The following is a 25,793-nucleotide window of genomic DNA, read 5'->3' as shown; positions in this document are numbered from 1 at the left end:
GTAAATTAACTATTTATTCAGAAAATTCAGAAAAACTATTTACAATCAAGCGGAAACATGGTTAGATAGGAGTACCTATTACTTTGCTTTCATTTTTTGCTGTACAAGTTTGGATAACCGACTTGTCAAAGAGCTGTGACCAAAGTCAAAAAGACCAATGAGACCTGAGCGCTCGTTGCCTCTTTTGCTTTTGTCACGGTTTTTTTTGTACAAAAAAACCTGCCAAGCAGCGGCAGGTCGTCTCACTATTAAGCTTTCGTGTGGTCTTTTTCTGGGACTTTGTTTTCTAGGTCTGTCCGTACAACTAACACATCACAGCCGGCATGGCGAATGACATATTCAGAAACGGAACCGATAAAGATTCGTTCCACGGCATTTAAACCAGTGGCACCGATCATAATCAAATCGATGTCGTGATCTTCGGGCAATTGTTTGGCAATGATCGGTTTTGGCGAGCCGTATTCGATCACAGTTTTGACCGCAGTTACTTGATGCTTGCGGGCATAATCCTCATAGTCTTTCAAGGTTTGTTTGGCCATTTCGGTTGCTTGTTCAGCAAGCATGCCGTCAAAAGAAGAAACGGTTTGAAAGGCACGAGTGTCGATCACATGTGCTAAAACCAATTCAGAATCATTCCGCTGTGCCACGTTCACGGCTTTTTTGAAGGCTAATTCTGACTCGCTAGACCCATCGACGGCTACCATGATTCGTTGATATTGTTGTAACATAAGAAACACTCCCATCTGTTATCTTCTACTTTTATTGTAATGCTTTTTTCTGGAAAAAGAAAACCTAATCTTCCTTTTTTTTCATTTTTTGTGCCAGCAAGATGCTGAAAGATGCGGAAGAGAGCAGCAATAAAGCCAAATAAAACAAGGCAATCAGCTCCTTATCGACAAAGCCTACAACCAATGCCACCACGCCTAAAAGGAAATGAATGAGACTATAGGTTTTTAAGAAGACCTTATTCGCCTCGGTGGTAGGGATCAAAGTGAAAAAAATCGCTTGTTTGGCATAAAGCAAATAACTGGTGCCGAATAATACGAGTGCCACGATCGTAAATAATAGAAGAATCATAAACATACGCCATCCTGTCCTAAGTTGATAGGTTTAGTATAGCGAACCCTAGAAAGAATAGCAAAAGCCACCCTTACTCTGATGTCAGGCAAGGACGTTTCACTGTTGCTATCAGTTAGAGAACGCAAAAAAGCCATCTGTTAAAAACAGATGGCACATTCTAAAAAGAATGGGTAATATCCGTTGATGCCGTTCTTTTTCCCATAGTATTGATCCCGCAAATTCTAGCAGGTGGGTTCCACGGTCTAAGCTTCGAACTACCAAAGGAAAAGGCATGTTACCAGCATTGACACAAGACGGATCCCAAGATATCAATAAAAATGTTCGGTCAACACACAAAAGGGACAACTCGTACATCACAGAATTCCCACCCTTATAGTAGCATAGGAATGACGAAGGTGCAATAAAGTTGTTTGAAAACGATACCAAAAAGTCACTATTTTTTCTAAGCACCTAGTTTTTTTTCTTTCGCTGCTGCAACTGCTGGTACCGTTGACCTAATGCTTGCTCATATTTCCCGGTGGCTTTTGGTTGGTAATAATGAGTATTTTTCAGCTTATCAGGTAAGTATTGCTGATCGACCCAGGCATCATCAAAATTATGCGGGTATTGATAGCCGACACCCCGATTCAAGCTTTGGGCACCCTTGTAATGACTGTCTCGTAAATGATCCGGGACATCGCCAGCTTTACCGCTGCGAATATCTGCGATCGCTGCATCCAATGCCATGTAGGCAGAGTTGGATTTTGGTGACAGACATAGATCGACCACTGTATCGGCTAGCGGAATCCGAGCTTCTGGCAAGCCCAAACGTTCAGCGGCTAACACAGCATTGACGGTTCGAGCAGCGGCTGCTGGGTTAGCTAAACCAATGTCTTCATAGCCGATGACCATCAAGCGCCGACAAATGATCGCCAGATCGCCTGCCTCTACTAAACGACCTAAGTAATGCAGCGCACCATCCACATCGCTGCCGCGAATCGATTTTTGAAAAGCAGAGATCACATCATAGTGCGCATCCCCATCTTTATCATGGGTCAATGCTTTGCGCTGCACGCACTCTTCGATGATTTCTAAGGTCAAATGAATAATGCCGTCTGGTCCTTTTGGGGTGGAACGAGCAGCGAGCTCTAAGCCGTTTAGCGCACTTCGTAAATCGCCGTTGGTCGCTCGCGAGAGATGCAAGCGGGCATCATCGGTCAATACGATGGTTTCTGATCCAAGTCCGCGAGTTTCATCTGCTAAGGCTTGATCAATGGCGGTCAAAATATCTTCTTCTTGGAGCGGTTTGACTTCAAAAATCTGTGTCCGACTGCGAATCGCTGGATTGATCGTAATGTAGGGATTTTCCGTCGTGGCACCGATCATAATGATCTTGCCGCTTTCTAAATGGGGCAGTAAAAAGTCTTGTTTTGTCTTGTCTAGTCGATGGACTTCATCAAGCAATAAAATGACAGTACCGCTCATTTTGGCTTCCTCTGCCACGATCTGCAGGTCTTTTTTTGTATCCGTGGCGGCGTTCAGCATGCGAAACGCATAGCGTGTCGAGCCGGCGATCGCACTGGCAATGCTGGTTTTTCCGGTTCCCGGCGGTCCGTATAGGATCATCGAAGAAAGCATTTTGGCTTCGACCATTCGGCGAATGATTTTCCCCGGGCCAACCAAATGCTGCTGTCCGACGACTTCATCTAAGTTCCGTGGCCGCATTCGATAAGCAAGTGGCTGCTGCATAAAACGATCCTCTCCTTTTCCTGTAAGTATAACATAAGAACGTATATTCTCATAAACAAGCTGATTTGCGTCTTTACAGAAACAACAGGGCGCTTATTTTCCACTCAGTCAGCAAAAATCAGGTTCGTTGAAAAGAAATCGTTGAGATCGTCGTAACTCTGTAGTCAAAGATAGTAAGTTCGCCGAGAATTGTGTAGAATAAAGAGGGTGATGAGAATGGATGAATTAATGGCACTTTTTGCGACACAGCCGACAACGACCATCGCACGTGCCTTATTAGGAATGTATTTGGAACATGAGACCCCAGAAGGAACAGTAGGTGGGTATATCGTGGATTGTGAAGCGTATCTAGGTCCCGATGATTTGGCGGCTCATAGTGTGGGCATGCGAAACACACCAAGGGTTCGGGCGATGTATCAGGAACCAGGTACGATTTATTTATATACGATGCATACGCATCGAATCGTCAACTTTATTACGCAGCCAAAAGGCATCCCGCAAGGAATCATGATTCGCGGGCTAGAACCGGTGGATGGGATCGCCTTGATGGAACAACAACGACAAAAAACAGGACCGGATGTAGCCAACGGCCCCGGGAAACTGGTACAGGCACTGCAGATCCCCGCTGAGCTTTATGGAGAATCGATTTTTACAAGCCCACTGCATTTGGTTCCTGAGCGCCGACGTACCCCAAAAGAAATTTTGGCATTGCCTCGGATCGGTATCCCAAATAAAGGGGAATGGACCCAGATGCCGCTTCGTTTTGCGGTGGCTGGCAATCCGTATTTGACAAATATACGAAAAACCGCTGTTCAGCAAGACCATGGATGGTGTTAAGAAAGAAGGAATAGTGATGGCGAAAGAAACGATATTGACTTACTTAGATCAGCGATTAACGAAAAAAATCACCGACTATGATGTGGCGATCGATTGGGATGCCAAAAATCATACGATCGAATTGGTGCTGCGCTTGTTTGCTGAAAATCCTCACCACGTGCAGATCGACGATGCACAAGGTGTGGCATCAGAAGAAGCGATCATTGAATTTGAAGATGGGATTTTGCTGTATGATCCACAAAAATCAACGTTTGATGAAGAAGATTATTTAGCGACGATCCCTTATGCAGGGAAAAAAGGGATCCAAAAAGCCTTGTTAGACGGATTGGTTGATTACATTCAAGAAATTTTAGAAGAAGGCCAAAGCGATCTGCTTGATTTCTTGAACGATGACAGTGAAGAAGCGATCTTTGAATTGCGATTCAACGAAGAAGAATTTGTGGAGAAAATGACGAACTATCAAGCGGGAGCTGGGGAAACCATGATCCCGTACCCTAGTTACTAAGGAGAACGAACATGAAATGGAATGAAGTAACCGTAGCGACAGCTAGCGAAGCAGTGGAAGCAGTCGCCAATATTTTAATGGAACACGGAGCAAGTGGGGTAGCGATCGAGGACGTTTTAGATATCGAAAATTTTAAAAGCGATGCGTATGGCGAAATTTTGGATAAAGAAACCTATACGACCTTAGAAGAAGGCGCCCAAGTCAGTGCCTATTTCCCAGAGACGATCTTTTTACCAGAAGTGCTGCCGACGATCAAAGCAGCCATCGACCGTCTGCCAGAGTATGGTTTGGCGATCGGCAAAAACACCATCACAACGAGCGAGGTCGTGGAAGAAGCATGGGCGACGGCCTGGAAAAAATATTACCATCCAGTCCGTATCTCCCGCTATCTGACGATCGTGCCGAGCTGGGAAAACTATCAACCGCTGCAAGAAGATGAAAAGATCATCATCCTTGATCCGGGGATGGCTTTTGGGACAGGCACACATCCTACGACACGTTTGACATTACAAGCCCTAGAAGTCTACTTGCGAGGCGGTGAAACCGTCTTAGATGTCGGGACGGGCTCAGGCGTGTTGAGTATCGCCAGTAAATATTTAGGTGCCAAAGACGTGTTCGCATATGATCTAGATGAAGTCGCTGTGAGGTCCGCCCAAGAAAATATGGCGATGAACCCTATTGCTCACGATGTGACCGTGCAGGCCAATGATCTCTTGCAAGGAGTGACGGTCCCTGCTGATCTTATCGTTGCTAATATTTTAGCGGACATCATTTTATTGATGATCCCTGATGCGTGGCGTCTATTGAAGCAAGAAGGGACCTTGATCGTTTCTGGGATCATTGAGACGAAAAAACAATTAGTGATCGATGCCATGATCGCACAAGGCTTTGAGATCGATCAGTTGTTCAATCAAAAAGACTGGTATGCGATCGCCTTTAAAAAACCAGAGGTAGAGTAAGATGCAGCGATATTTTTTACAGGAGCCTTATGAAGCAAAAGCGGTGTTTGCCGTTTCGGGAGAACCCTTCCACCATATGATCCGAGTGATGCGCATGACTCCCGGGGCAAAAGTCGGTTTAGTTTTTGAGGATCATTTGGCGATTATTGCCAAGATCAAAGAAGCCGATGAAGAAACGGTGTACTTAGAGGAAGTCGAAAAAGAACAGCAGGACAAGGAATTGCCGCTGCAGGTCACGATCGCTAGCGGCTACCCGAAAGGCGACAAGCTGGAATTGATCGTTCAAAAAGGAACGGAACTGGGGGCGGCAGCCTTTATCGGTTTTCCAGCGCAAACTTCGGTCGTGAAATGGGATCAAAAGAAATTACAGAAAAAGCAGCAACGGCTGCAAAAAATCGCCCAAGAAGCGGCGGAGCAATCCCAACGGCAGATCGTACCAGCCATCACGCTGCTGGATAACGCCAAAGCATTTTGGCAAAGCCTCAGTCAGTATGATGCGGTCCTAGTGGCTTATGAAGAATCAGCCAAACAAGGAGAAGCAGCGATGCTGCTGCAAGTGATCACCGCATTGCCTGTTGGTAGCAAAGTTTTAGCGATCTTTGGTCCAGAAGGCGGTCTGACCCCCTCCGAAATCGAAGAAGCCCAGCAAAACAACGCCAAATTATGCGGGTTAGGCCCTCGAATTTTACGAACAGAAACAGCACCGTTTTATTTTTTAAGTGCTGTCAGTGTGCTAACGGAATTAAAGAGGATGTGAGTTGATGAATAAGAACCAAGAAGCAATCAGTGTCCGTTTGTTGACGGCCGATCTGACCGACTGGGTCTTGAAGGATTTTATCAATCAATATAAGACGACCTTAAAGGAAGTCGTCGTTTTGCCTAGTGCCATTCGGCGAGCGAAAATCTTGGCACAAGGTTCTTCCCTACAAATCGGCGCAGTGATCGATTACCCCCTTGCCCAAGGAACACTGGCAAAGGTGGCGTTTGAAATTGGTCGGGCGTTTATGGAAGGCGCCGATTTTTTGGAAGTCTGGCTGCCAGCTTCTTCCTTCATGGAAAATGATCGTGGCTTTGCGGAGCTGACTGAAACGATCCGCTCCTTGACCTTGACAGGAGGAGAGATCCGCTTAGCTGTGCAAACCGAGATCATGAATGAATTGACGAAGATCCAAGTAGCACAACGCTTGAAAGAAGAAGCTTGGCCAAAGATTGTGTTAGGGCAAAAACAACCACTAGCAGAAGCATTGCATGACGTGAGCTTGTTTTCCTTAGATGGCGGCAGTCAACTGTCGATCCAGATCAATCCTGACACAGTAGATGAACAAGCGCTGCAATCACTACAGGCTGCTGGCGCTGAGAAAATCGGGCTCTCGTATCATGTTTTTGAAGAATTGCTTAAGGACCAGCCGTCGCCCGATGTGCTTTGAACAACAGCGATTGAAAAATAGCTGAAAAATTTGTATAATAATACTACTAAAATAAGAACTGCAGGTTAGACAGGAGTCCCATGCTTAGAACGTTTGTCCGCAAGGCTTTGGGTGCGTGACGAAACGTTAACAGCGACTTCTGTCTGCCTTTTTGATAGCACAAAAAAGAAAAGCAGGAGGCGGAATGAATGGCAAAAGAAGTTATATTGACCGGGCCCAATGTCATCAAATTGGTCGCTCATTATATGAGTGAAGAGCATGTTGCCTTTGTCCAAAAAGCATTAGATTACGCGACAGAAGCCCACAAAGAACAATTCCGTAAATCCGGCGAGCCTTACATTATTCATCCAATCCAAGTTGCGGGGATCTTGGCAGAATTGCAGATGGATCCTCATACCGTTGCAACTGGTTTTTTGCATGATGTCGTCGAAGATACCGATGTGACGTTAGCCGATCTGAAAGAAGAATTCGGTGCCGATGTAGCGATGCTAGTGGATGGCGTGACCAAGCTGGGTAAGATCAAGTACAAATCTCATGAAGAACAATTAGCAGAAAATCATCGAAAAATGTTGATCGCCATGGCGCAAGATTTACGGGTCATCATGGTCAAACTGGCTGACCGTTTACATAATATGCGTACGTTGAAACATCTGCGGGAAGACAAACAACGCCGCATCGCCCAAGAAACGATGGAAATCTATGCCCCATTGGCTCATCGTTTAGGGATCAGCCGCATCAAATGGGAATTAGAAGATATTTCTTTGCGTTATTTGAATCCACAGCAATATTACCGAATCGTGCATTTGATGCAGACAAAGCGAGAAGAACGGGAATCCTACGTTTCTGAAACCGTAGAAGAGATTCGAATCGCCACCGAGGAACTAGATATCTATGCTGAGATCTATGGCCGACCAAAGCATATTTACTCAATCTATCGCAAGATGAAAGACCAAAAGAAACAGTTCAATGAAATCTATGATTTGTTGGCGATCCGAGTGATCGTTGACTCCATCAAAGATTGTTATGCGGTTTTGGGAACGATCCATACAAAATGGAAACCAATGCCTGGGCGGTTCAAGGATTATATCGCGATGCCAAAAGCCAACATGTACCAATCGCTGCATACGACGGTCATTGGTCCCAAAGGCAATCCTGTCGAGATCCAAATTCGGACCCATGAAATGCATGAGATCGCTGAATTTGGGGTTGCTGCGCACTGGGCCTATAAAGAAGGCAAGACCGAAAAAGTCAGAGCCGACAAGATGACCCAACAAGTTGGCTGGTTCCGAGAAATCTTGGAACTACAAGATGAAAGCTATGATGCTTCTGAATTTATGGAAGGTGTCAAAGGCGATATTTTCAGCGACAAAGTCTATGTATTTACGCCAAAAGGTGATGTGACGGAGTTGCCTCAAGGCTCCAGTCCCCTGGATTTTGCCTATAGCATCCATACCGACATCGGTAACAAAACCACCGGCGCCAAGGTCAACGGCAAGATGGTCCAATTGGACTACAAGCTAAAAAATGGGGACATTATCGAGATCTTGACCTCACCAAATTCCTTTGGCCCAAGCCGCGACTGGGTCAAACTAGTGGCTACCAGCAAAGCGAAGAACAAAATCAAACGATTTTTTAAAGCCCAAGATCGTGATGAAAACATCATCAAAGGGCATGAGGCAGTGGTTCGTACCTTACAAGATATGGGCTTTGTGCCGAAAGAATTTTTGACGAAAAGCAAAATGGCGGAAGCTTGCGAACGGTTCAACTACCAAACAGAAGATGATCTATTTGCCTCTGTCGGCTATGGGGAAGTTAGTCCCACGACTTTAGCCAACCGTTTGACCGAAGAAGAACGGCGCGAGAAACAAATCGAGAAGCAAAAGCAGCAAGTCCAAGAGATGATCAATCAACCGACGAAAAAAGAACCAGAAAAAATGAAGGTTCGTCACGAAGGCGGCATTGTCATTGAAGGGGTCGATAACTTGTTGATCCGCATCTCCCGCTGCTGCAATCCAGTCCCTGGAGATTCGATCGTCGGCTACATTACCAAAGGCCGAGGAATCTCGATCCACCGCAGCGATTGTCCCAATGTTCAAAACAAAGACGCCGCGAACCGTTTGATCGATGTTGAGTGGGAAGATGCCACCGACATCAACAAAGAATACGATGCCGATCTTGAGATCTACGGCTATGATCGTTCTGGGTTGCTCAATGATGTCTTACAGACAGTCAACACTGTCACGAAGCGCTTAGTGAGTGTCGAAGCCAAAACCAACAAAGACAAAATGGCAACGATCCGCATCACGGTGGCGATTCAGAATTTGACCCATTTGAAATCGATCGTTGATAAAATCAAGCAGATTCCAGATGTTTACAGCGTCAGACGTACGAAGGGATGAGAAAGAATGCGGGCAGTGATCCAGCGAGTCAGTCAAGCAAGTGTGTCGATTGAGGAGAATATCGTCGGTGCGATCCAACAAGGGTTTATGGTTTTATTGGGGATCACCCATGAGGATACAGGCGACGATGTGGCTTATCTCGTAAGAAAAATCAAAAATCTGCGGGTTTTTGAAGACGAAGAAGGTAAAATGAATCGGTCACTGGAAAGTATAAATGGCGCCGTCTTGAGTATTTCACAGTTCACCCTCTATGGGGAGACCAAGAAAGGCAATCGTCCCAGCTTCATTCAAGCGGCACCGCCAAGTATTGCGATCCCGCTTTACGAAGCTTTTAATGAAGGCTTAAAAGCAGAAGGGATCACTGTTGCTACTGGAAAATTTGGTGCAGATATGCAAGTCGCCTTGGTCAATGATGGCCCGGTGACGATCGTGATCGATACGAAAGAAAAATAAGGGATACAAAACGAAGGATTTTCTCGCTGGGAAAGAGTGAGAGAATTCCTTCGTTTTTTTATACTCTCGAAAGTGCCAAGCATTTTTGATGGAATCCAAGTAAAATTTAAGTTGAAATCGGGAAATCTTACAAAACTGTTAGTAAAAATCCCATTCTTTTATTTGTTATTTAACATCTTTTTCTTGTTCTTTTATAAGGGTTTTTAAATGAAAATATCGTTTGTGCTCGTTTTTTTATATTTCAAATTCGAAAAACGACCCTTTATTGCGATTGTTCTTAAGGGAGAAGTATGGAATAATTGTTAAAAAATAATGTCACTGGAGGAAATAACAATGAACTTTTGGCAGCGTGCATTAAAAAGTATCACCAGAAGAAAAGGGAAATCATTTATTTTATTTTTAGTTCTATTTATTCTAGGCAATGTGATCGCTGGTGCTGTAGCAATTCAACAATCCACTGCCAACGTGGAGCGAGAGACGAAACGCAAAATGGGGAACGTAGCTACGGTGGAAATGGATTGGGAAGGTTTTGATAAAGACCATGCGGATGTTTCGGAGGAAGAACGGTCTCAAGAGGATTTTTATCCGAAACCACCAGCGCTGGATGTTTATAAGCAAATCGGTCAGTTAAGCTATGTCAAACATTATGACTATCAAATGATGGGCAGTTTAGAAACGAAAGAACTGAAAGCGTATGTACCAGAAGATGGTTCAATACAGATGGGCGGTCAATATTTCACATTGAAAGGCGGCAATTTGACACAGCCAATAGATATGCAAGAAGGGTTGATTCGTCTCGATGAAGGCGAAGGCCTAACGGAAAAAGATTTAAATGAACTGACGAATGCGGTATTGATCAGTAAAGAAGTTGCTGAACTGAATAACTTGAGCGTTGGGGATCAGTTGGTTTGGGATATCCGGACAGATATCATGATGGGCGGTGGAAGCGAGATCGTGGATGACGAAGAAAACGATGGCACAGAAGAAACTAGTGATGACAGCAACAGTGCCAGCTTTGATTATCCTGTGACGATCGCTGGAATTTTTTCGGTAGTTAAAAAAGATCAGAGCAATCAAAATGATTCATCGGATCAAAGTGGTAGTCAAAACTCCGATACGATATGGCAAGTGATGGATCAAATCAATACGTTTTATGCTAGTAATAATCTAGTCCTCGATTACACTAAGATTCAAGCAGAGAAGGTTTGGGGTGAAACAATCGATGAAGATGCAGATAACTTTTATCAACCGATCTTTGTCCTAAATTCAACGGATGACGTCGAAGCCTTTAAACAAGAAGCTGGTGCGTTATTGCCCCAATACTACCGCGTCGTTGCCAATACGGATCAATACGAGCAGATCGCCGGTGGTTTTACTCGTTTAGGAGTGATCGCAAATTACATCGTGATCATTGCATCGATCGCTACCATCTTTATCATTTCCTTAGTGGTCTTGCTTTTCTTACGAGATCGGAAACAAGAATTAGGCATCTATCTTTCCTTGGGGGAAAGTCGGGGGAAAGTCATTGGTCAGATCGTGATTGAAGTCTTGCTGGTTAGTTTAGCCGCATTGCTATTGTCCTTAGTGACCGGGAACTTATTAGGTGGTGCCGTTTCAAATACCTTGATGCAAAACGATTGGATGAGCAATCAAAATGAGATGGGCGGTGTTTATTATGGCAGTATGATGGCAGCTAATATTGATTACATGGATATCAAAAATGCTTATCAAGTATCCTTCTCAGCCGGCTACATCATCACGTATCTGCTGTTAGGTCTAGGAACTGTCTTACTCTCAGCGATTTTACCGCTATTGTATATTTTACGCTTGAATCCAAAGAAAATCATGATGTAGGAGGAACCAACGATGACTTTATTAGAAACGAAAGCAGTCGATTACTATTACCAAGATGGCGATCAGCGCCGCTATATACTGAAAGAGACCTCTGTTTCTTTTGAAAAAGGGACTTTCTATGCCATCTTAGGACAATCTGGTTCGGGAAAAACGACGTTTTTATCCTTGATCAGTGCGTTGGATAGTCCGAAAAGCGGTCAAGTACTTTATGAAGGCACCGATATCGAAAAAATCGGGCATGAGAATTATCGCCGCGACGACATCAGTATCATTTTCCAAAGCTATAATCTGATTCCCTATTTGAGTGCAGTCGAAAATGTCTTAGTGCCGATGGCGATTACGAAAAATCAGCTGCCAGACAATCAACGAGAAGTGGCGTACAATTTGCTGGATTATATAGGCATCACTAAAGAAAAAGCCGATCGTCTCGTCAATCAATTATCTGGTGGGGAACAACAACGGGTAGCGATCGCCCGGGCGTTAGCCACCAATGTCGATATCATTTTAGCGGACGAACCAACCGGGAATTTGGATGAAGAAATGGAACAAGAAATCATCGATATCTTTAAAGAGCTGGCACACGTCCACAACAAATGTGTGATCGTCGTGACCCACGCCAACGAGATCGCTCAACAAGCGGATGAAGTCTTGTATTTACGTAAAGGTGTGTTGAGCAAACATGAGTGATTTTTTATCAAATTTTAGCCCGGACAACTATGATGGCAAAAAGAAACCCACGCCCGATCGCGAGAAAAAAACCAGCGAACCTGTCGGAGATCAAAACGCAAGTGGCGCGGAGCAAGCGGGCAAACCAGCAGAGCCGACGACGGTTCACCAATCAGAAGAGTCGACCGCTAGTGAGCCACTGAGTCGTTCGGCAGCCCGACAACAAACACAGACGACTGAAGCAAAAGCGGCGAGTTCTTCGACGGAGAAGGTAGCATCAAAGGAACCAGTCAGCCGGTTTGGGAAAGAAGAAACGGAATTTGATCCGACCTACAAAAAGCGTAAGCAGAAAAAAATCTTGCTGATTGCCCTACTGACCGCCTTGGCGGTTGCCGTGATTGGGATCGTCTACTATCAAATGACCCATGTGAAGGTGCCAGATTTCACTGCCCAAGATCTGTCAGAAGCGCGGACGTGGGGCATGGAAGAAGGCGTCGCTATCAAAGTGGAGCAAGAATATGATTTTGACAAAGACGTCAACCAAGTGATTGACCAAAGTGTTGATCCTGACAAAAAGATCAAGAAGGGTGCCACATTGACACTGACGGCGAGTCTCGGGCCTGATCCTGAAGAACGCTTAGAGCTGCCAGATTTTTCAGCGATGCAAGTGACCGAAGCAAAAGAATGGATCGCCAGCAATAAAGCCGAGAACCTCTCTTTGATCGAACAATTTGACGACAACGTAGCAGCAGAAGCCTTTATTAAACAAGAGGCGGCCAACAAAGAGCTTGATTTGGCGGAATACAAACGCAAAGACCGTTTGAGTGTCTATTATTCAAAAGGGAAAGAGGTCTTTGAAAAGAATATTGAAGTACCTGATTTTACGGGCAAAGCCAAGAGTGAAGCTTCTGAATGGGCGAAAAAGAATGACTTGAAATACAAAGAAGAAACCGTCTTTTCTGACAGTGTCGCCCTGGATCTGGTGGTTTCACAAGAACCAGTCAAAGGCAGCAAACTCGCGAAAAAAGATGAATTTGTGGTGAAGGTCTCAAAAGGCCAAGCATTGACCGTTCCAGATTTTTCACAATACACGATCGAAGAAGCCCAAGGACTAGAATCGAAAATCCCGCTGCAAGTCAGCACAGTCTATTCCGATCAAGTGGCGTATGGTAGTTTCTTGAGCCAGTCGGAAGAAGCAGGCAAAGAATACAGCGAAAGCGATACTTTGCCAACTGTCAAAGTCGTCTACTCATTAGGCCGACCATATTTAAAAGACATCCGTTTTCAAGCAACGGAAGGCGACTTGCCAAAACTATTCTTTGATGAATACAAATCAAAAGGCGCCAACGTCTATTATGAAATCTACTATATCGATTCGGCGGAACCAAAAGGAACCGTTGTTGAAATGAGCCGCTACGGCGAGTTTATTCCCCTAGAAACGTGGATCACCATCGGGATCAGCCGCGGCAATCTGCAAGGCAGTACCCAAACACCGCCGGCAGATGATGGCGGTGACGATGTCGATGAACCGATCAGTACCGCTGGTTCAAACGCTACCGAATAATCCTTACTAAGTGCTTTTTCAAACCGCATCAAAAAAGCAAGCACCCTTCTTTTTGGAAGGGTGCTTTTTACTTACTAATTGTAAAAAAAACACAAGCGAGCCGCTTGAAATCGCTGGGTCGATAAAGTAAACTTGATGGTAACGATAAAAAATGGCTCCGCAGTGCCATCTATAGAAGGGACGAAACAAATGATAAAAAAATTACTCGCGAATGTTGGCAGCTATAAGAAGGACAGCTTGCTGACCCCTGTGTATGTAGCAGGAGAGGTTGCCTTAGATGTCATTATGCCCCTGATCATGGCCATGATGATCGACCAAGGGATCGAAAAAGGAGACGCCGGTGTGATTCTAAGAGATGGCGGCTTGCTTTTTTTATGTTCCTTGATCGCATTACTTTTAGGAACGCTTGGCGGACGAACGGCAGCGATCGCTTCGGCTGGTTTTGCCCGCAACCTGCGGCACAATCTGTTTCGCCGAATCCAAGATTTTTCCTTTTCAAACATTGACCGCTTTTCTTCCTCCAGTTTGATCACCCGCTTGACCACTGACGTGACCAACGTCCAAAATGCTTACCAAATGATTATTCGTATTCTGGTCCGTAGTCCGTTAGTTCTGATTTTTTCACTTGCAATGGTTAGCACCATCAGTCCAGAACTTATGACGATCTATCTGGTTGTTTTACCGATCTTAGCGATTGGTCTGGCTTTAGTTATACGTTTTGCCCACCCGCTGTTTCTAAAAGTATTCCGCATTTATGACCGCCTGAATAATGTGGTGCAAGAAAATTTACAAGGGGTTCGCGTCGTGAAATCGTATGTTCGGGAAGAACAGCAAGAAGAACTGTTTGGCGAAGTGTCCACCGATGTTTATCGGAATTTCACGCTTGCGCAACGAATCGTCTCTTTCAACATGCCATTGATGCAATTTTCTGTCTATACGTGTATGCTGCTCCTGTCATGGTTTGGTGCTCAGCTGATCGTGGAACAAAGCAGCCTGACCACTGGGGAGTTAGTCAGCATGTTCAACTACACGATGCAGATTTTGATGAGCTTGATGATGATGTCGATGGCTTTCGTGCAGATTTTGATCGCACGAACGTCGGCAGAACGGGTCGTAGAAGTATTAGATGAAGAAAGTGACTTGAAAAATCCCGCCGATCCAGTCAAAGAGATCAAAGACGGCTCCATCGTTTTTGAGAATGTCGGCTTTAGTTACGCCAATGACAAAAACAAGCTGGCGCTGACGGATGCAAATCTGCGTATCGAATCCGGGGAAGTCATTGGAGTCATTGGCGGGACCGGGAGCGGAAAATCCACCCTCGTCCAGCTGATCCCGCGCTTATATGATGTGATTGAAGGGCGTGTCATCGTCGGCGGTCATGATGTTCGCGACTATGATTTAGAAGCATTGCGGGACCAAGTAAGTATGGTCTTGCAAAACAATGTCCTTTTCAGCGGCACCATCAACGACAATTTACGTTGGGGCAATGAAGAAGCGTCGGATGAAGAGATCCAGCGCGTGGCAACGATCGCACAAGCCGATCCCTTCATTCAAGAATTTCCTGATAAATATGAAACGCAGATCTCACAAGGAGGAAACAATGTTTCTGGTGGACAAAAACAACGGTTGACGATTGTTCGTGCCTTGTTGAAGAAACCGAAAATCTTGATCCTCGATGATTCTACCAGTGCCGTCGATACCAAAACCGACCGCAGTATTCGTGAAGGCTTGAAACGAGAAATCCCTGGAACGACGACAATCATTATTTCCCAACGGATCAATTCGATCGAAGACGCCGATCGGATCATCGTAATGGATGATGGCAAAATCAACGGCATCGGTACCCATGAAGAATTATTGGCAAACAATGCCATCTATCAAGAAGTGTACCATTCGCAGCAGAAAGGATTTGGTGAAGGTGAAGAATAGACAAGCAGCAAATCCCAAGCGCACATTGAAACGCTTATTGCGGACGATGTTTGGCGACTACAAAGGACAACTCCTATTCGTCGTTGTTATGATCTTACTAAGTGCCTTTGCCAACGTTCGCGGTTCGTTGTTTTTACAAGTCGTGATCGACGATCATATCACACCGCTTTTAGGGCAAGCCAATCCTGATTTTGGCGGTTTGTTTCGGGCGATCGTTCAAATGGCGATCATCTACCTGATTGGGATCTTGGCCGCACTGATCTATAACTTTATGATGGTCAAGATCAGTGAGGGGACGCAGAAAAAAATCCGTGACCAAATGTTTACGCATATGCAGTCTCTACCCGTCGGTTACTTTGATGCCCGCTCAGATGGCGACATCATGAGTCACTTTACCAACGATACGGATACGTTGCGCCAAATGATCTCCCAAAGTATTCCAAACTTGATGATGGCGGCGGTAACCTTTTGTTCTGTCTTTATCGCTATGTTCTCCATCAGTGTCCCATTGACTTTGTTCGTGATGCTGTCGATTATTTTGATGCTGAATGTGATCCGCATCATTTCTCGCCGCAGCGGCCGCTTCTTTGGCGCACAGCAACGAGATTTAGGCGCTGTCAACGGGTATATCGAAGAAATGATGCACGGGCAAAAAGTCGTCAAGATCTTCAATCATGAAAAAATCGTCATGGAAGAATTTGATGCCTTAAATGACCAACTACAAGAAAGTGCCACTAAAGCCAATGTCAATGCCAATACCTTGATGCCGATCATGATGAACTTACTGAATGTCCAATATGTCTTGATCGCCATCATTGGGGGTCTGTTTGCCATCAATGGTGTTTCTGGCCTAACGGTCGGGATGATCGCTTCTTTCTTGCAGCTGAGCCGTTCATTAAATGGTCCTATCAGCCAGGTGTCACAACAAATCAACTTTGTGATCATGGCGTTAGCTGGTGCCGAGCGGATCTTCCATCTATTAGATGAAACGCCAGAAATCGATCATGGCTACGTCACACTGGTCAATGCCAAATGGTCGCAAGGTCAGCTAGTTGAAACCAAAGAACGAACAGGCACGTGGGCGTGGAAACATCCCCACGAGGATGGGACCATTACCTATACGGAAGTGACGGGAGACGTGCGATTTGAAGATGTTGATTTCGGCTATGTCGACAATCAACTGGTCTTACATGATATCAATCTGTATGCAGAGCCTGGGCAAAAAGTTGCTTTTGTTGGTGCCACAGGTGCTGGTAAGACAACGATCACCAATTTGATCAATCGGTTCTACAACATCCAAGACGGGAAGATTCGTTATGATGGCATCAATATTGAAAAAATCCATCTAGAATCCTTGCGCCGCTCCTTAGGAATCGTGTTGCAAGACACCCATTTGTTTACTGGAACGATTCGCGAGAATATTCGCTTCGGAAAACTGGATGCTAGTGATGAAGAAGTGCTGGCAGCTGCGAAATTAGCCAATGCCGACATGTTTATCAACCACTTGCCAGAAAAATACGACACCGTGATCACGGGCGATGGCGAAGGGCTTTCCCAAGGGCAACGTCAGCTGTTGGCAATTGCGCGGGCAGCGATCGCTGATCCGCCAGTGATGATCTTAGACGAAGCTACCTCAAGCATCGATACACGTACAGAGCGGATCGTCCAATCAGGGATGGACCGTTTGATGTCTGGACGGACCGTGTTTGTGATCGCTCATCGATTGTCTACGATCCAAAACTCCGATGCCATCATGGTGATGGATCATGGCCGTATCATTGAGCGGGGGACCCATGAAACGCTATTGGCGGAAAAAGGCACCTATTATCAGCTCTATACTGGAAAAATCGAATTGGATTGATCCTGCCATGGCTACGGCTTGAAGCTGCAGCGACTGGCGATCTACCTATTTTTTCCCTTGTTTGCAACGACCGATTGGCAGTAAGCCAGTCGGTTTTTTTGCGCAGCTCGAAAAAATGGTATACTGTCACTGAGACAGCCGCACAACGGCGGCAGCACGTAAGCAGTTGTGCTGCGAAAAATGGATTCCATGAGGTGAAAACATGAAACTAGCATTGGCAAAGATCGTTTTAGATGATGAGTGGTATGAAGTGGTCCAATCGGAAAAAGGGCTAGTTTATTTTGGTCGGCAGCAGGATCATCATGAATTACTCAAGTTCTTTCCAGGGGCTGAAATCAGTAGTACAGCTGACCTTGATCCAGTAATTGAAGCGCAGCTGCAAGCTTATTTTGCAGGGGAACCAGTGACATTTACTTTTGCGTGTGATTTTGTCGGGACACCGTTTCAACAAACCGTTTGGCAAGCACTGACCCAAATTCCTTATGGACAAACCACTACGTATAGTGACTTGGCGCTGCGCATTCAACGACCGACTGCTGTCCGCGCTGTCGCAAATGCAGTGGGGCGTAACCCGATGATGATCGTGGTTCCTTGTCATCGGGTGTTAGGAAAAAACGGCCGCTTGACGGGGTACCGGGGCGGGTTAGCAACCAAACGCCGACTACTGCAACTGGAAGGGATTCCGTTTAAAGAGTAAGGGAAGTAAACTATTTATAGTAAAAAATACTAAAAAGCAATTTCATTTCCTTTTTTCTCTGGTATAATAAAATTGATTCCGGTTACAAGAAGGGGTGGAGGAAATGAACATCGTTGATTTGCAAAATGGTTCTGATATTCGAGGAATTGCGATCGCAACAGAAAAAGAGCAGGTGACACTGACAGAGCAAGCGGTTCGGCAAGTTGCTTCGGGCTTGCGCAACTGGTTGGCAACAAAGGGCAGCGGTCCTTTTCGCGTGGCAGTCGGTCGTGACAGTCGCTTGAGTGGCGAAGCACTGCAAGAAGTGTTGATGGCACAGCTGCAGCAAGAAGGCGTGGCAGTGATCGATTGCGGCTTGGCAACGACACCTGCCATGTTTATGAGTACACAGTTTGCGGATTTCGACTGTGATGCTGGTGTGATGCTGACAGCGAGTCATTTGCCTTATTACTTTAATGGAATAAAAATTTTCAGCAGCCAAGGCGGTGCCGAAAAAACGGATATCCACTATATTTTGACCCACACTACCGTTCATGAGGCAGCGGAAAAAGGAAGCTATCAGCAAAAAGACTTGCTGACGCCTTATGCCCAAGATCTACTGCAAAAAATTCGCCAAGGGATGGGAACCAATGAGGAAAAACCTTTGGCTGGATTAAAGATCATTGTTGATGCAGGCAATGGCGCCGGCGGCTTTTTTGCTGAAAAAGTGTTGCTGCCGCTAGGGGCAGATACGAATGGCTCGCAATTTTTAGAACCGGATGGGCATTTTCCCAATCATATCCCGAATCCAGACAATAAAGAGGCAATGGCAAGTATTCGCGAAGCCGTCTTGCGGGAACAAGCTGATTTAGGCATTATTTTCGATACCGATGTCGACCGCTCGGCCGTCGTGACCAAAAGCGGTGAGCCCTTGAACCGCAACAATATGATCGCTGTATTAAGCAAGATCATCTTAGCGGAACACCCTGGCACGCGTATCGTCACCAATTCGCCAACCTCTAATCATTTAAAAACCTTTATCGAAGCACTGGGAGGGCAGCAAGTACGCTATATTTCTGGCTACCGCAATGTGATCAACAAAGCGATCGAATTGAATGAAGCAGGACTGGACACACAGTTAGCCATCGAAACCAGCGGGCATGCCGCGTTTAAAGAAAATTTCTTTTTGGATGACGGGGCGTACGTGATCGCCAAGCTCTTGATGATGCTGCCTCAATTGCAACAGCAAGGCACGACACTGGATGAGCTGATCGCGGCGTTGCAACAACCCGCCGAGACCCAAGAATTGCGCTTTGCGATCCAACAAGCCGACTATCAAGACTATGGTCGCCAAGTGATCGCGGATTTAGCCGATCATTTGCTGCCAGGCTGGCAGATCGATCCAGAAAATGAGGAAGGCATTCGCATCAACTTGACAGCGCCCTATGGCCAAGGCTGGTTCTTGCTGCGAATGAGCCTGCACGAACCACTGCTGGTGCTGCAGATCGAAAATGATGAAGCGGGTCATCTACCGGCAGTCGTTCAAGCGATCGGTCGCTTCCTATCGCAGTATGAAGCCATCGATCAAAGCAAACTGACACAGTTTTTAGCACAGCAACCAAAAATTTGAAGAAAAGCAGGGAACTAAAATGGTGATCTTGATGCTGCTGATCATGGCAGTGACGTATGGTGTGAATTTTTTCTTGTTTCGTTACTTGAACAAACGACCAAAAATCGATGTCGTTGAACGGTTATCGATGTTATTAGGTGTCAACATGAGTGTGCTTTTTTTCGATGGGATCTTATTGTTTATCGGTAAATTACTGATCGAGACGGTAGAGATCATCGAATAACCCAATAGACATTTTTGCTTTGCCTCGCCACTGGCTTCTACCGTCAGTGGCGAGGTTTTTTAGGGTTTGCTAAAAACGGCGATTAATGTTCGCATTCGTTTTTGATATTTGATAAAGTAAAGAGGAGAAAATTACACAAAGTGAGGGAATTCACGGATATGGCAAAAATAATGGTAGTAGAAGATGAAGCGGTGATTCGCCAACTGATTATCGAAGAACTAGAAAAATGGCAGTTTGAGACCTTTGGCACGACGGATTTCCATCAAGTGTTGACTGACTTTGAAGAACAAGAGCCCCAACTGATTTTACTGGATATCAACTTGCCGGTTTTTGATGGCTACTATTGGTGTCAAAAAATCCGCGAAGCTTCCAAAGTACCAATCATTTTTATTTCTAGCCGCAATACCAATATGGATATGATCATGGCCATGAATATGGGAGCGGACGATTTTGTGACAAAACCTTTTGAGATCGACGTTCTGATTGCAAAAATCAATGCGCTGCTGCGCCGTTCCTACAACTATGTAGAAAGTAGCAGTGAAACGTTAGTGCATAATGGTTTGACCCTCAATATCGACAACAGCAGCATGTATATCAATGGCGAAAGCATCGATCTTAGCAAAAACGAATACCGCCTGCTGTATATTTTGATGAAAAATCACGGCAAGATTTTAAGTCGGGAAAAACTCTTGCGGGCCTTGTGGGATGATGAGCGATTTGTAGACGACAATACCTTGACGGTCAATATCAATCGTTTGCGACGAAAAATCGAACAAGCGGGGATGAACGGCTACATTGAGACCAAGGTTGGTCAAGGGTATATCGTACCATGACAAAGTGGCGAGTTTTGCGCAGTTTTTTGAAAGATCGTTGGCTGCTGTTTATCGGTTGGCTAGTCTTTTTCGTGTTGACGGTCTTAGTTTTTTGGCTGACTCCTCATTCCCCGATGGATTGGGGCACAGTCGGCTATCTCTTTTTGATGCAAAGTGTCTTGATGGTGTTCTTTTTAGCAATCAGCTACTTATCTAAGCGGCGTTTTTGGCAAAAAATCACCCCCAAGCCCGGAGACAGCTTGCTGCAAAACTACTTGCAAGGAGCACGCTCGGCGGAAGAAGAACGGATCGAATCCTACATCAATCAGTTGATCCGAGAGCACCAAGAATTGATGCAGCAAGTCGTCAGCAATCAAGAAGAACAAAAGGAATACATCGATTCGTGGGTCCATGAGATCAAAGTCCCTTTAGCCGCATCACGATTGCTTTTGCATTCGATCGAATTTGATATTCCAGATGAAAAATTCATCTTATTAGAAAATGAATTGAACCGCATGAACGAATACGTCGAGCAAGTCTTGTACGTCGCCCGCTTGGACAGCTTTTCAAAAGATTATCTGGTCCAAGAAATTTCATTGAAAGCCGTCATCCAGCCGGTTTTACGCAGTCAGGCCAATTATTTTATCCAAAAGAACCTGCACTATGCCGTTGAAGGTGAGGACCAGCAAGTGTTGACCGATGAAAAATGGCTCGGCTTTATCTTTCGACAACTGGTCAGCAATGCCGTGAAGTACACACCACAAAATGGGCAGCTGACGATTCGGATCGAAAAAGATGCCCAAGGGACCTATCTCCACTTGCAAGATAGTGGGATCGGCATTCCTAAAGAAGACATGCGGCGCATCTTTGATAAAGGCTTTACGGGCGAAAATGGGCGCCAAACGGACACCCACTCGACGGGATTGGGGCTCTTTTTAGCGAAAAGTTTAGCGAAGGAATTAGGCATCGAGCTAATGGCTTCGTCGACAGTTGGAAAAGGAACCACCATGACGCTGTTCTTTCCGTTGTTGAGTTATTATGAGGAAAAACGCTAATCTGCTTTTTTTCGAGTATCTTTTTGTGTTTTTTGACAAAAATCACTTGTCCCTAGAACGTTTTCACTGATACACTAAAGCCTGTGTTTAAAATTGAATGGTAAGGATGAATGAAATGGAGATACTCGTTGCATTAGTACCAATGTTTGCGTGGGGCAGCATTGGTTTAGTAAGTGCCAAACTTGGCGGGGATGCGAACCAGCAAACGCTAGGAATGACGATTGGTGCCTTTTTCTTTTCGCTGGTCGTATTTTTTGTGACGATGCCAGTGATTGATGGAAAGGTGATTTTGATCGGTCTTTTGTCTGGTCTTTTTTGGTCCGTCGGTCAAAACGGTCAATTCCATGGCATGAAATATTTAGGTGTGTCTGTTGGACTGCCGCTTTCAACCGGCATGCAGCTGATTTTAAATACAGTCGCAGGTGCATTGTTTTTTGCAGAATGGACACAGACCCGCGATTATGCACTAGGTGTTAGCGCATTGATCTTGTTGGTGATCGGGGCGTATCTGACCGCTCGTCAAGATGGCGAAAGTCCGGTAGAAGCTGGCAGCAAGATGCTTGATTTTCCTAAAGGATTTCGGGCATTGATCTCATCAACGATCGGTTACGGCGCCTATACGATTTTGATTACTTGGGCAGGATTGGACCCCTTGGCGATCATTTTGCCACAAAGTGTCGGGATGCTGATCGGTGCCAGCCTATTTGCTTTAAGGAAGACGAAGGTCGACCGTTTTGTAGGGAAAAATGCTTTGTCAGGGTTGTTATGGGGCATCGGAAATGTCTGCATGCTGATCACGGTTCAGCAAGTCGGACTCGCGGTGGGCTTCTCATTGTCGCAGATGGGGATCATCATTTCAACGCTAGGCGGGATTTTTATTCTCGGCGAAAAGAAAACCAAGAAAGAACTGCGTTATGTGGTGATTGGTTGTCTGCTGGTGATTATCGGTGGTGTTTTGCTGGGGTATATGAAAGCAACATAAACTTATATTTTTGAGGAGGAGTTATGGATTTATTTCGAAAAAAAGTCATACAACGGGAAAGTGTGACGAATTTAAAAAAAGAGTTGAAGTTAAAAGATTTGATTATGTTGGGGATCGGCGCCATTATCGGCACAGGTATCTTTGTTGTTACAGGGACTGCTTCTGCTGAGTATGCCGGACCGGCATTGATTCTTTCCTTTGTTGTAGCTGGTATCGTTGTTGTGTTATCAGGGCTTTCTTTTGCGGAATTTGCTTCTCGGATCCCTGTTTTAGGGGGCGCCTATTCGTATCTGTATGTCGTTTTTGGTGAATTTACCGCGTGGCTGGCAGGCTGGTTTTTGATTTGCGAGTTCTTATTGGCCGTTTCTTCGGTGGCATCTGGCTGGTCAGGCTATGTGCAAGGCTTCTTGGCCAGTGCGGATATCCATTTACCAACCGCTTTGACGGGCGGTTATGATCCAAGTAAGGGGACCTACATTGATCTGATTGCTGGTTTAGTCATTATTTTCGTAACCTTGTGGGTCAGCCAAGAAGCGAAAAAAGCGTTGCGTTTGAATAATGCCATGGTATGGGTGAAATTCGGCGTGATCCTCTTGTTTATCGTCTTTGGTGCCTTTTTCGTGGAACCAGGCAACTGGCAGCCCTTTATGCCCTTTGGTTTTTCAGGCGTTTTTAATGGTGCAGCGTTAGTCTTCTTTGCTTTTCTTGGCTTTGATGCCGTCGCAATGGCGGCGGAAGAAGTTGAAGATGCAAAGAAAAATGTCCCTCGGGGGATCATTGGGTCCATTGCGATCGCAACAGTCCTTTATATCATTGTCACACTGATCATGACGGGAATCGTGCCGTTTGCTGAATTAGGAGTCAATGATCCGGTGGCTTTTGCGATGCGTTATGTCGGTCATGGAGTGGTCGGATCAATCATTTCCGTAGGGGCGATCTTGACCTTATTAACAGTGACGATCGCTATGATGTACTCTTTGGCGCGTCTGTTATATGCCATCAGTAAAGATGGGTTATTGCCAAAAGCCATGCAAGCCATCGATTCTAAGCATAAAACACCAAAGAAAGCGACCTACATCGCTGGTGTTTTTGCTTTCTTCTTTGCGGCAGCTTTCCCGTTGAATATCTTGGCAGAATTGACCAACATTGCGGCATTGTCTTATATGATCTTAATGTCCTTAGGGATCATCAAGCTGCGGAAGATGATGGGGCCACCTGCTAAAGGTGAATTTAAAGTACCCCTGGTACCGTTATTGCCTTTGTTGTCCGTTGCCAGCTGTCTCTTCTTGATGACCCGTCTGCAAACGGCGACCTGGATCGTTTTTGGGATCTCCTTAGTGATCGGAATCGCGATCTATTTTGTATTTGGCTATCGTAACAGTGAATTAAATGAGAAAATCGACGAATAAGATAGCGAAAAGACAAAGACCCAGATGTGGTCTTTGTCTTTTTTTGTTAACTATAGCAAAGCCTCCCAAAGAAATCTTTTGGGAGGTATGTTCTTTTGTCATTCACATTCCGATGATTGCTTGAGTCGATTATTGAAACAACAGTCTTTTTTATCAAAAGTTCCCTACGATTCTGCTTTTTTTGAAAAAATTTGCAAATGACAGATTCACTAAAGGTTCATCCAGTATGCTTTTGTTAGAGAAAAAAAGAGAGGATGTTGGCAAGTGAATTATATGAAACGAGCATGGCTGAGTGTGACGAGAAAGCGAGGGAAATCTGCGATATTGTTTGCTGTTATTCTGATATTAGGAAATGTGATCGCTGGCGCAATTGCGGTCAATCAATCGACTCAAAATGTCGAAAAGCAGATCAAAAACCAATTAGGCTCACTGGCAACGATTGAGATCGATTATGAAGCGTTGATGGCAAATAGTGATAGCGGCGCAAGAATGGAGGAGATTCAGCCGCTGTCAGAGGAGCTGATCAAGCAGATCGGTGAACGCTCCGAAGTCAAGCAGTACGATTATTTACGAGAAACAGTGATTGCTGTTGAAAACTTCAAACCCTATAGTTTCAGCCCACAAGAGGAAGATGAGAATGTCATGATCGTTGGGGGCATGCCTTCTGCGGTCTATTTAACAGGAACCAATCTCCTACAGCCGTTAGATTTTGAAGAGGATACGGTGAATTTAACGCAAGGTCGCTTCTTTAACGAAGAGGAGCAGCGTACGGGAAAACGTGTCGGTTTGATTTCTGAAGAGCTTGCTCAGGAAAACGGCTTGACCGTGGGAGACACTATGGTCTTAGATGGACAGTTTGTCGATTATTCGTCAGGGATGGACCCTGAGAAGCAAAAAGGCAATGATTACCCAATCGAAATCGTCGGGATCTTTAAAAATACCAGCTTAGAACAAGCGAACGATCAAGGACAAGATGGCATGGTCAGCTCATTTGCATTTGATGACCGGCCCTTCAATCGTATCTATATGCCGAATGATGCCGTGAAAACGATTGTTGAAGAGGAACGTGCGGGACAGCAAGCGGCGTTTCCAGCGACAGATTTCGGTTCGGGTGAAGATTACTTCACCCCGCAATTTATTTTGAATCAACCAGAAGATGCAGAGCAATTCAAACAAGAGGTGACACCGCTCTTGCCAAATGGCTATAAGGTCAATGCATCTACGGATGAGTATGACCGCGTGGGAACCAGCATGAATCGCTTATCACAGATTTCCTCATATGTCGTAGTGATTGCGGTGATTGCTTCCTTGATTATTATCTCCTTGGTCATTGTCTTGTTTACCCGAGATCGTAAATATGAGTTAGGCATCTACCTTTCGTTAGGGGAACGACGGAAATACGTGTTTGCACAAATCGTGCTCGAACTCCTGTTGATTGGTGTCAGTGCAATGCTGATCTCCTTGGTCACAGGGAATATGCTGGGCAAGATGGTTTCTGAATCTTTGTTATCCAGCAGTATGCTAGAGGCAAATCAAGCAGGGGTGGAGCAATTCTTTGTGGGCGTTGCGGGCGTACCAAAAATCGATCAAGCAACGATCAACGAAGCGTTTCGCGTTCAATACACCTTGCCTTATATCATTGCCTTTTTAGCGACCGGGATCGTGACGATCTTGCTTTCGGCAGTGGTGCCGCTATTATATATTCTGCGTTTGAATCCGAAAAAAATCATGCTGTAAGGAGCGA

General features: G+C 45.2%; 23 protein-coding genes and 1 other RNA gene. 20 read left to right on the top strand and 4 right to left on the bottom strand.

The features are described from left to right. Window positions 1-248: 248 nt before the first annotated feature. The 4 genes from A5878_RS15360 to A5878_RS15345 all read right to left on the bottom strand — a co-directional run bounded on the left by A5878_RS15360 (window position 249) and on the right by A5878_RS15345 (window position 2,808). A complete protein-coding gene (locus A5878_RS15360) occupies window positions 249-728 on the bottom strand; it encodes a universal stress protein (RefSeq protein WP_005227755.1) in 480 nt (159 codons plus the stop codon). Between the two features lie 64 nt (window positions 729-792). Then, window positions 793-1,083 carry a hypothetical protein gene (locus A5878_RS15355; RefSeq protein ID WP_005227757.1) on the bottom strand — a complete coding sequence of 97 codons (291 nt, stop codon included), beginning with the start codon at window positions 1,081-1,083 and terminating at the stop codon, window positions 793-795. Between the two features lie 167 nt (window positions 1,084-1,250). Beyond that, window positions 1,251-1,445, bottom strand: a non-coding RNA gene (gene ssrS / locus A5878_RS15350) — 6S RNA. Between the two features lie 85 nt (window positions 1,446-1,530). After that, window positions 1,531-2,808: a replication-associated recombination protein A gene (locus tag A5878_RS15345; RefSeq protein ID WP_005227760.1), complete on the bottom strand. Its 1,278-nt coding sequence runs from the start codon at window positions 2,806-2,808 to the stop codon at window positions 1,531-1,533. A gap of 216 nt (window positions 2,809-3,024) precedes the next feature. Here A5878_RS15345 and A5878_RS15340 point away from each other — a divergent pair, with 216 nt between their 5' ends. The 20 genes from A5878_RS15340 (at window position 3,025) to A5878_RS15240 (ending at window position 25,786) form a co-directional block, all read left to right on the top strand. Beyond that, window positions 3,025-3,645: a DNA-3-methyladenine glycosylase gene (locus A5878_RS15340; protein WP_010749036.1), complete on the top strand. Its 621-nt coding sequence runs from the start codon at window positions 3,025-3,027 to the stop codon at window positions 3,643-3,645. Window positions 3,646-3,661: 16 nt separating this feature from the next. Continuing rightward, on the top strand, window positions 3,662-4,150 hold the full coding sequence (locus tag A5878_RS15335; protein ID WP_005227763.1) for a DUF3013 family protein: 489 nt from the start codon (window positions 3,662-3,664) through the stop codon (window positions 4,148-4,150). 11 nt (window positions 4,151-4,161) lie between these two features. Continuing rightward, entirely contained in the window at window positions 4,162-5,109 is a 948-nt protein-coding gene (gene prmA / locus A5878_RS15330) for a 50S ribosomal protein L11 methyltransferase (RefSeq protein WP_005227766.1), read from the top strand. 1 nt (window position 5,110) lies between these two features. Beyond that, window positions 5,111-5,866, top strand: a complete 756-nt coding sequence (locus A5878_RS15325) for a 16S rRNA (uracil(1498)-N(3))-methyltransferase (RefSeq protein ID WP_005227767.1) — start codon at window positions 5,111-5,113, stop codon at window positions 5,864-5,866. Between the two features lie 4 nt (window positions 5,867-5,870). Beyond that, entirely contained in the window at window positions 5,871-6,536 is a 666-nt protein-coding gene (locus tag A5878_RS15320; protein WP_005227769.1) for a hypothetical protein, read from the top strand. A 188-nt stretch (window positions 6,537-6,724) separates the two neighbouring features. Continuing rightward, complete coding sequence (locus tag A5878_RS15315; RefSeq protein ID WP_005227770.1) at window positions 6,725-8,935, top strand: bifunctional (p)ppGpp synthetase/guanosine-3',5'-bis(diphosphate) 3'-pyrophosphohydrolase; 2,211 nt, start codon at window positions 6,725-6,727, stop codon at window positions 8,933-8,935. A 6-nt stretch (window positions 8,936-8,941) separates the two neighbouring features. After that, window positions 8,942-9,388 (top strand): D-aminoacyl-tRNA deacylase, encoded by a 447-nt coding sequence (dtd, locus tag A5878_RS15310; protein WP_005227772.1) that lies wholly within the window; start codon window positions 8,942-8,944, stop codon window positions 9,386-9,388. Between the two features lie 312 nt (window positions 9,389-9,700). Continuing rightward, a complete protein-coding gene (locus tag A5878_RS15305) occupies window positions 9,701-11,242 on the top strand; it encodes an FtsX-like permease family protein (protein ID WP_005227774.1) in 1,542 nt (513 codons plus the stop codon). Between the two features lie 12 nt (window positions 11,243-11,254). Next, window positions 11,255-11,929 carry an ABC transporter ATP-binding protein gene (locus A5878_RS15300; RefSeq protein WP_005227776.1) on the top strand — a complete coding sequence of 225 codons (675 nt, stop codon included), beginning with the start codon at window positions 11,255-11,257 and terminating at the stop codon, window positions 11,927-11,929. After that, window positions 11,922-13,472 carry a PASTA domain-containing protein gene (locus A5878_RS15295; RefSeq protein WP_005227778.1) on the top strand — a complete coding sequence of 517 codons (1,551 nt, stop codon included), beginning with the start codon at window positions 11,922-11,924 and terminating at the stop codon, window positions 13,470-13,472. Before A5878_RS15300 ends, A5878_RS15295 begins: the two co-directional genes overlap by 8 nt. 189 nt (window positions 13,473-13,661) lie before the next feature. Beyond that, the gene (locus A5878_RS15290) at window positions 13,662-15,401 is read left to right on the top strand and encodes an ABC transporter ATP-binding protein (RefSeq protein WP_086295767.1); all 1,740 of its coding nucleotides are present in this window, start codon (window positions 13,662-13,664) and stop codon (window positions 15,399-15,401) included. Beyond that, window positions 15,340-17,262, top strand: coding sequence for an ABC transporter ATP-binding protein (locus tag A5878_RS15285; RefSeq protein ID WP_005227782.1), 1,923 nt, complete (start codon window positions 15,340-15,342; stop codon window positions 17,260-17,262). Before A5878_RS15290 ends, A5878_RS15285 begins: the two co-directional genes overlap by 62 nt. A 202-nt stretch (window positions 17,263-17,464) precedes the next feature. Beyond that, window positions 17,465-17,959, top strand: coding sequence for a methylated-DNA--[protein]-cysteine S-methyltransferase (locus A5878_RS15275; RefSeq protein WP_005227786.1), 495 nt, complete (start codon window positions 17,465-17,467; stop codon window positions 17,957-17,959). A gap of 103 nt (window positions 17,960-18,062) precedes the next feature. Beyond that, window positions 18,063-19,568, top strand: a complete 1,506-nt coding sequence (locus tag A5878_RS15270; protein WP_005227788.1) for a phosphoglucomutase — start codon at window positions 18,063-18,065, stop codon at window positions 19,566-19,568. A 19-nt stretch (window positions 19,569-19,587) separates the two neighbouring features. Beyond that, entirely contained in the window at window positions 19,588-19,791 is a 204-nt protein-coding gene (locus tag A5878_RS15265) for a hypothetical protein (RefSeq protein WP_005227790.1), read from the top strand. 158 nt (window positions 19,792-19,949) lie between these two features. After that, window positions 19,950-20,624, top strand: a complete 675-nt coding sequence (sapR, locus tag A5878_RS15260) for a two-component system response regulator SapR (RefSeq protein ID WP_005227794.1) — start codon at window positions 19,950-19,952, stop codon at window positions 20,622-20,624. Continuing rightward, window positions 20,621-21,658: a two-component system sensor histidine kinase SapS gene (gene sapS, locus A5878_RS15255; RefSeq protein WP_034869039.1), complete on the top strand. Its 1,038-nt coding sequence runs from the start codon at window positions 20,621-20,623 to the stop codon at window positions 21,656-21,658. Before sapR ends, sapS begins: the two co-directional genes overlap by 4 nt. A 115-nt stretch (window positions 21,659-21,773) precedes the next feature. Then, on the top strand, window positions 21,774-22,640 hold the full coding sequence (locus tag A5878_RS15250; RefSeq protein WP_005227798.1) for a GRP family sugar transporter: 867 nt from the start codon (window positions 21,774-21,776) through the stop codon (window positions 22,638-22,640). A gap of 23 nt (window positions 22,641-22,663) precedes the next feature. Next, window positions 22,664-24,049: an APC family permease gene (locus tag A5878_RS15245; protein ID WP_086295766.1), complete on the top strand. Its 1,386-nt coding sequence runs from the start codon at window positions 22,664-22,666 to the stop codon at window positions 24,047-24,049. A 273-nt stretch (window positions 24,050-24,322) separates the two neighbouring features. Next, window positions 24,323-25,786, top strand: a complete 1,464-nt coding sequence (locus A5878_RS15240) for an ABC transporter permease (RefSeq protein ID WP_034869202.1) — start codon at window positions 24,323-24,325, stop codon at window positions 25,784-25,786. The last annotated feature ends 7 nt before the right edge of the window (window positions 25,787-25,793 follow it).

It is taken from the genome of Enterococcus sp. 3G6_DIV0642 (assembly GCF_002140635.1).
In the GTDB taxonomy this organism is placed as follows: Bacteria; Bacillota; Bacilli; order Lactobacillales; family Enterococcaceae; genus Enterococcus_D; species Enterococcus_D casseliflavus.
Note: the sequence above shows the minus strand (reverse complement) of the source record. Positions and strands in the feature narration are given on the sequence as shown.

Excerpts from the sequence above, each read along its gene's own strand:
- A5878_RS15355 (WP_005227757.1), bottom strand. The coding sequence starts at position 1,083 with ATGTTTATGATTCTTCTATTATTTACGATCGTGGCACTCGTATTATTC.
- A5878_RS15285 (WP_005227782.1), top strand. The coding sequence starts at position 15,340 with ATGCCATCTATCAAGAAGTGTACCATTCGCAGCAGAAAGGATTTGGTG.
- sapR (WP_005227794.1), top strand. The coding sequence starts at position 19,950 with ATGGCAAAAATAATGGTAGTAGAAGATGAAGCGGTGATTCGCCAACTG.
- A5878_RS15240 (WP_034869202.1), top strand. The coding sequence starts at position 24,323 with ATGAAACGAGCATGGCTGAGTGTGACGAGAAAGCGAGGGAAATCTGCG.
- A5878_RS15290 (WP_086295767.1), top strand. The coding sequence starts at position 13,662 with ATGATAAAAAAATTACTCGCGAATGTTGGCAGCTATAAGAAGGACAGC.
- A5878_RS15265 (WP_005227790.1), top strand. The coding sequence starts at position 19,588 with ATGGTGATCTTGATGCTGCTGATCATGGCAGTGACGTATGGTGTGAAT.
- A5878_RS15250 (WP_005227798.1), top strand. The coding sequence starts at position 21,774 with ATGGAGATACTCGTTGCATTAGTACCAATGTTTGCGTGGGGCAGCATT.
- A5878_RS15315 (WP_005227770.1), top strand. The coding sequence starts at position 6,725 with ATGGCAAAAGAAGTTATATTGACCGGGCCCAATGTCATCAAATTGGTC.
- A5878_RS15320 (WP_005227769.1), top strand. The coding sequence starts at position 5,871 with ATGAATAAGAACCAAGAAGCAATCAGTGTCCGTTTGTTGACGGCCGAT.
- A5878_RS15305 (WP_005227774.1), top strand. The coding sequence starts at position 9,701 with ATGTCACTGGAGGAAATAACAATGAACTTTTGGCAGCGTGCATTAAAA.
- A5878_RS15335 (WP_005227763.1), top strand. The coding sequence starts at position 3,662 with ATGGCGAAAGAAACGATATTGACTTACTTAGATCAGCGATTAACGAAA.
- A5878_RS15300 (WP_005227776.1), top strand. The coding sequence starts at position 11,255 with ATGACTTTATTAGAAACGAAAGCAGTCGATTACTATTACCAAGATGGC.
- A5878_RS15360 (WP_005227755.1), bottom strand. The coding sequence starts at position 728 with ATGTTACAACAATATCAACGAATCATGGTAGCCGTCGATGGGTCTAGC.
- A5878_RS15245 (WP_086295766.1), top strand. The coding sequence starts at position 22,664 with ATGGATTTATTTCGAAAAAAAGTCATACAACGGGAAAGTGTGACGAAT.
- A5878_RS15345 (WP_005227760.1), bottom strand. The coding sequence starts at position 2,808 with ATGCAGCAGCCACTTGCTTATCGAATGCGGCCACGGAACTTAGATGAA.
- sapS (WP_034869039.1), top strand. The coding sequence starts at position 20,621 with ATGACAAAGTGGCGAGTTTTGCGCAGTTTTTTGAAAGATCGTTGGCTG.
- A5878_RS15340 (WP_010749036.1), top strand. The coding sequence starts at position 3,025 with ATGGATGAATTAATGGCACTTTTTGCGACACAGCCGACAACGACCATC.
- A5878_RS15325 (WP_005227767.1), top strand. The coding sequence starts at position 5,111 with ATGCAGCGATATTTTTTACAGGAGCCTTATGAAGCAAAAGCGGTGTTT.
- A5878_RS15295 (WP_005227778.1), top strand. The coding sequence starts at position 11,922 with ATGAGTGATTTTTTATCAAATTTTAGCCCGGACAACTATGATGGCAAA.
- A5878_RS15270 (WP_005227788.1), top strand. The coding sequence starts at position 18,063 with ATGAACATCGTTGATTTGCAAAATGGTTCTGATATTCGAGGAATTGCG.
- A5878_RS15275 (WP_005227786.1), top strand. The coding sequence starts at position 17,465 with ATGAAACTAGCATTGGCAAAGATCGTTTTAGATGATGAGTGGTATGAA.
- dtd (WP_005227772.1), top strand. The coding sequence starts at position 8,942 with ATGCGGGCAGTGATCCAGCGAGTCAGTCAAGCAAGTGTGTCGATTGAG.
- prmA (WP_005227766.1), top strand. The coding sequence starts at position 4,162 with ATGAAATGGAATGAAGTAACCGTAGCGACAGCTAGCGAAGCAGTGGAA.